3 protein-coding genes and 1 pseudogene are annotated in these 4,990 nt (G+C 58.8%); all 4 read left to right on the top strand.

Translation table 11 applies throughout. From position 1 onward, the window contains the following. Window positions 1-323: 323 nt before the first annotated feature. Window positions 324-1,376 (top strand): LacI family DNA-binding transcriptional regulator, encoded by a 1,053-nt coding sequence (locus tag IRZ31_RS20140; protein ID WP_297157178.1) that lies wholly within the window; start codon window positions 324-326, stop codon window positions 1,374-1,376. 451 nt (window positions 1,377-1,827) lie between these two features. Then, window positions 1,828-3,153, top strand: coding sequence for a substrate-binding domain-containing protein (locus tag IRZ31_RS20135; RefSeq protein ID WP_297157175.1), 1,326 nt, complete (start codon window positions 1,828-1,830; stop codon window positions 3,151-3,153). A gap of 270 nt (window positions 3,154-3,423) precedes the next feature. After that, the gene (locus tag IRZ31_RS20130; RefSeq protein ID WP_297157172.1) at window positions 3,424-4,350 is read left to right on the top strand and encodes a sugar ABC transporter permease; all 927 of its coding nucleotides are present in this window, start codon (window positions 3,424-3,426) and stop codon (window positions 4,348-4,350) included. A gap of 65 nt (window positions 4,351-4,415) precedes the next feature. Beyond that, a pseudogene (locus IRZ31_RS20125) lies at window positions 4,416-4,990 on the top strand (hypothetical protein); the annotation flags it as partial.

Below are 4,990 nucleotides of genomic sequence, written 5' to 3'. Positions count from 1 at the left end.
ACATCCTCACTCCCTATTACTGGCCTTGGTCCAGGCTCAGTCAGGCCGGCCAAGGCGATAGCCGAAAGCCGCTAACCCTGTCTGCGGCCTTCTATCATGTATGGTAGCATAGCCGACCGGAACCAGGCGAATCGCTGGGCCATCCTGGGCCTTCTGTCTATGATAACGTTATCGGAAAAATGTCGTCAGAGAAGCCATATTTTTTTCAGCATTCAGCGCTTTCAGAACAAAGAGCTGAGATGACCAGCTGAAGATCACCCTTGACAGAAGGCTGATTCCCAGGTATGATTCAAACAACCACTGTTGCGATAAGGTTACCGGTAATGAACACAAAGTCGAGGCAGAGCATGAATCGGCGACGCAGCACCATCGCCGAGATCGCGGCTCGCGCTGGGGTATCGATCCCGACGGTCTCCCGCGTCCTGAACAACCGCCCGGATGTGGCTCCGGCTACGCGTGAGCGTGTCGAGCGTGTTATTCGCGAGGCTGGTTATGTGCGCAGCCGGGTAGCGAATGCCCTCAGACGAGGGAGCAGCGGGATCATCGACCTCGTGGTGCCGGATCTGGATAGCCCCTACTATTTCGAGATCATTCGCGGTGTGGAGGAGGTGCTGGAGCGTACGGAGCTGCGCATGGCCCTCTCGACGACACACGACGAGTCACGCCGTGAGCGGCAATGGCTGCGCCAGGTCATTGAGGGTGCGACCGATGGGGCCATTCTGGTGCTCGCGCAGGGCCAGTCTGATCGCCTCGACGAGTTGCGCCGGCATCGTATCCCCTTTGTGGTGGTCGACCATCGCGGCGAGCTGGGACCCGATGTCCCGTCAGTGGGCGCTACGAATTGGGCTGGCGGGCGAGCGGCAACCGAGTATCTGCTCTCGTTGGGACATCGCCGCATCGCTATTATCGCCGGCTGGCCTAATCTCCGCTGCAGTCAGGATCGCATTGCCGGCTATCGCGCCGCTCTGGAGGAGGCAGGCTTGCCGATCGAGCCGGAGCTGATCCGCCCCGGTGAGTTTCGCCAGCAGACAGGCTACGATCAGACCTGCGCGCTGTTGGCTTTGCCTCAGCCGCCAACAGCGATCTTCGCCGGCAGCGATTTGCAGGCGATGGGAGTCTATGCCGCCCTGCGGGCACATGGCCTGCGCGTGCCCGACGATGTCAGTGTGGTCGGCTTTGACGATGTGCCCATCGCAACGATGGTCTCCCCAACGTTGACAACTATCCGCCAACCTCTGGCCGAAATGGGTCGCATGGCGACAACAATGTTGTTGCGCCTGATTGCAGGCGAACCGCTCGATAGCATGCGCATCGAGCTGGCGACCTCCTTGGTTGTGCGCGAGTCCTGCGCGCCCCCACCTTCGCCTGATCGCTAGCGCTCGTCAGGGCGCCGATCATCGCAGGGAGGCGTGTGCTCATAGATTACTGGTGAAAAACACATCAGTATGTATGCACGTCTGGCTGTATACATGTAAGGATGGCAGGTCAGATCAGCCTGCGTCTTACCAGCCACCAGAGCGGGTGGCGAAGGCAGCCGCAGCAGCAGAAGCTGCAGAAAGGAGGCTATTCTCAGCGACGAGCGCCTGATCTATTGCTCTCAAGACAGCCCTCTGGCGGCCAGCCCCGGTGCCGGCTCGCTTCGGTCTCTCTATTCTTGTCTGGCCCCCGTCCCGGGACGGCGACAGGGGCACGGCAAGCCAGAGGGCTGCCCTGTTCTACCGGCCAAGCAAGGATGTTTTCCGGGTCTGTCCATGTGCAGCACCATGCCACTGTCTGCGTGGGCCTCAGTCATGACGGGCGAGCAAAGATGCCAGAGGAGATGGAACTATGCAGCAAAGGAGACTCTCTCGCCGCGACTTTCTCCAGACAACCGGCGCGGTCTCGCTGGCCGCGCTGCTCTCGGGCTGCTTTGGCGTGGGTGGCCAGAGCGGCGGAGGGGGCAGCGCTCAGTCGATTGTGGTCTGGGATATCAGCACTGGCAATGATCAGAAGCTGATCCAGGATATCACGGCGAAGTTTAACCAGACACACCCCTCGATTCACGCCACCGTCCAGTTCTTCCAGAATGACCCCTACAAGCAGAAGCTGCAGGTGGCGATGGGAGCGCATCAACCCCCTGATATCTTCTTTGGTTGGGGCGGCGGCATCCTCAAATCCTATATCGATGCCGGCGATGTCTATGATCTTACTCCTGATCTCAACGCCGATCCGGCCTGGCGCGATCGCTTCCTGCCTTCCTCACTGGGAGCAGCAACCTTCAACGGCCACATCTATGGCATCCCCAACGATGGGGTGCAGCCTGTGGTCTTCCTCTATAATAAGGATATCTTCGCGAAGTATAAGCTCTCGATCCCCCAGACCTGGAGCGATCTGCTCAATCTGGTGAAAACAGTGAGGCAACAGGGGCTGCAGCCGATTGCGTTGGGTGGGGCAAGTAAGTGGACCTATTTGATGTATGAGATGTACCTGGTCGACCGCCTTGGCGGTCCGCAGGTCTTTGATGCCATCATGGCCAATCAGCCCAATGCCTGGTCAAACCCGGTCATTATCAAGGCCAATACGATGATTCAGGACCTGGTGGCCGCCGGGGCCTTCGGCAGCGGTTTCGCTTCGGTGAGCTACGATACGGGCCAGGCCAGTGCCCTGCTCTATACCGGCAAGGCTGCCATGCACTTGATGGGTACCTGGGACTTCGGCACCATTCTGAACGATGATCCCTCCTTTATCCAGCAGGGCAAGCTCGGTTGGTTCCCCTTCCCGGCGGTCGAGGGCGGCATTGGCGATCCCTCCAATCTGACGGGTGTTCCCTGCAATTACTACTCGGTCGCCAAGACGTCGAAGGCCACTCAAGCCTGCGTGACCTATCTCAAGGACGCTGTCCTCAATGATGAGGCGGTCGATCGCCGCATTGCTCTGGGTGAGATTCCTCCAGTCCAGGGCATCGAAAACAAGTTGAGCAGCGCTCCACATAGTGACTGGCTACTCTTCGTCTATCGCCTGGTGCAGAAGGCTGTCCACTTCCAACTGGCCTGGGATCAGGCTCTGCCGCCGCAGCCTGCCCAGGCGCTGCTGACCAATCTGGACCAGCTCTTCCTGCGCCAGATTTCGCCGCAGCAGTTCTCGGCTAATATGAATCAGACGATCGGTACCTGATGTAGGGCAAGCTAGCTACTGCAGCGGTAGTTGTATCGGAGCAGTGTGGTAGGTGGAGCAGGGTCTACGAGCGGGGAGGGTCCCCTGTTCTACCTACCCACTCACTCAGTTACGCACCGCTCTCGGGACCTGCACTGCTGACGAGTGCAACCAGGTTGTTGACTTGCGCACTAAGTGCTGGCTCGCTTCTCCAGGCCACTGATTGCTTGCTGGTGAGGCTATGAGATGCTGCTAGCACCCGCTGTTCTCCGCTGAGCTGAGGCTAAAACTATGAGTATGAGTGTGACCGCGCGCGTCGCTCCTATCCGAAGACGGCCCGCCTCCTGGCCGGCACTCCTATGGACTGCTCCGGCCCTCTGTTTCTACGCCTTATTCGCGCTCTTCCCCCTGTTAGTGGCCGTCTACTTGAGTTTTACGAACTGGAATGGCATCGCCCAGGCGGTCTGGATCGGCCCGGCGAACTGGCTGCATTTCTTCTCTGATCCGCTGACGCTGCACGCTATTGGACTGACAGTGGAAATGATGATCCTGACCTGGGTGCTGCAGACTCCGCTGAGTTTGCTGCTTGGGGTCTTTATGGCAGGCCAGCAGCGTTATCGCGCTGTCCTGAGCGTCTTCTACTTTCTGCCCTTGCTCTTCTCAACGGTGGCTATCGGGATCACCTGGATCTCGATCCTTGACCCCAACTTCGGCCTGATCAATGTCGCCTTGCGGGCCATCGGCCTCTCTTCTTGGGCGCGTGGTTGGCTCGGCGATCCAAGCCTGGCTTTCTATGTGGTGGCCATCGTCATCGCCTGGCAGTTCATCCCTTTCCATTCGCTGCTCTATATGACTGGTGCGCGTCAGATTCCCCGTGAGCTGTACGATGTAGCGGAGATCGATGGCGCCGGCAGGTTGCGCAAGTTCTTCTCGATCACGCTGCCGCAATTGAAGTACACCATCATCACTTCTTCGATCTTTATGCTGACCGGCTCGCTGACCTACTTCGATCTGATTTGGGTAATGACCGGCGGCGGACCAGGCTACGCGACGCGCATTCTGCCGCTGCACATGTATATTACGGCCTTTATGAACGAGCAAGTCGGCTATGGCAGCGTCATTGCGCTGGTGCTGGCCATAAGCGGCATTGCGCTCTCTCTCTTGCTGCTGCGGGTAACCGGCTTCTTGCGCATGTCAAGCCAGCTTGAAGGACTGTGAGCAGCCTGGTGACGAGAGAAGGAAGGTAGAAAGGAATGGAATGCCGAAGAGAAGGAGGAGAGGCAATGCGGCTGAGCCGTGTGCTCTTGAGCGCGTTCTCTTTTGCTGGGGGGCGGAGCCTGCCAATGCAGGCCGAGGTAGCGCCAGCAGCCCCTGGTGAGAAGGAACGAGAGGAGAAGCGTGCGCCAGCAGAGCGGCTTTCACGCCAGCGGCGGCCTTTCCGGACGAGTCGACTTGTCGAGCTGATCCCGGCTTGCTGCGGCTTGCTGTGGTTTGTGGTGGCTTTCTATCCGCTGCTCTACATGTTTATGAGCAGTCTGCGCTCACAGGCCGGCTTCTATCTCGATAACCCCTGGCTGCCTCCATCGCAGCCGACGCTGGAAAACTATATCAGCGTCTGGGAAAATGGCTTTAGCCTCTATCTGCTGAACAGCCTCTTTGTGCTGGTGATCAGCGTAGCCCTGATCCTGCTGATCTCGGTCCCGGCGGCCTACGCGATCGCTCGCATGCGCAACCGGCTGACGCGGACAATCTTTAACCTGTTCCTGCTGGGCCTGGCGATCCCCTTGCAGGCCGTGATCATTCCGATCTATGCCATCATCAGTAGCATGCACATCTATGATACGCTCTTTGCCCTGAT

The sequence above is a fragment of the Thermogemmatispora sp. genome, from assembly GCF_019683635.1.
Classification (GTDB): Bacteria; Chloroflexota; Ktedonobacteria; order Ktedonobacterales; family Ktedonobacteraceae; genus Thermogemmatispora.
This window is presented reverse-complemented; position numbering and strand designations above follow the sequence as displayed.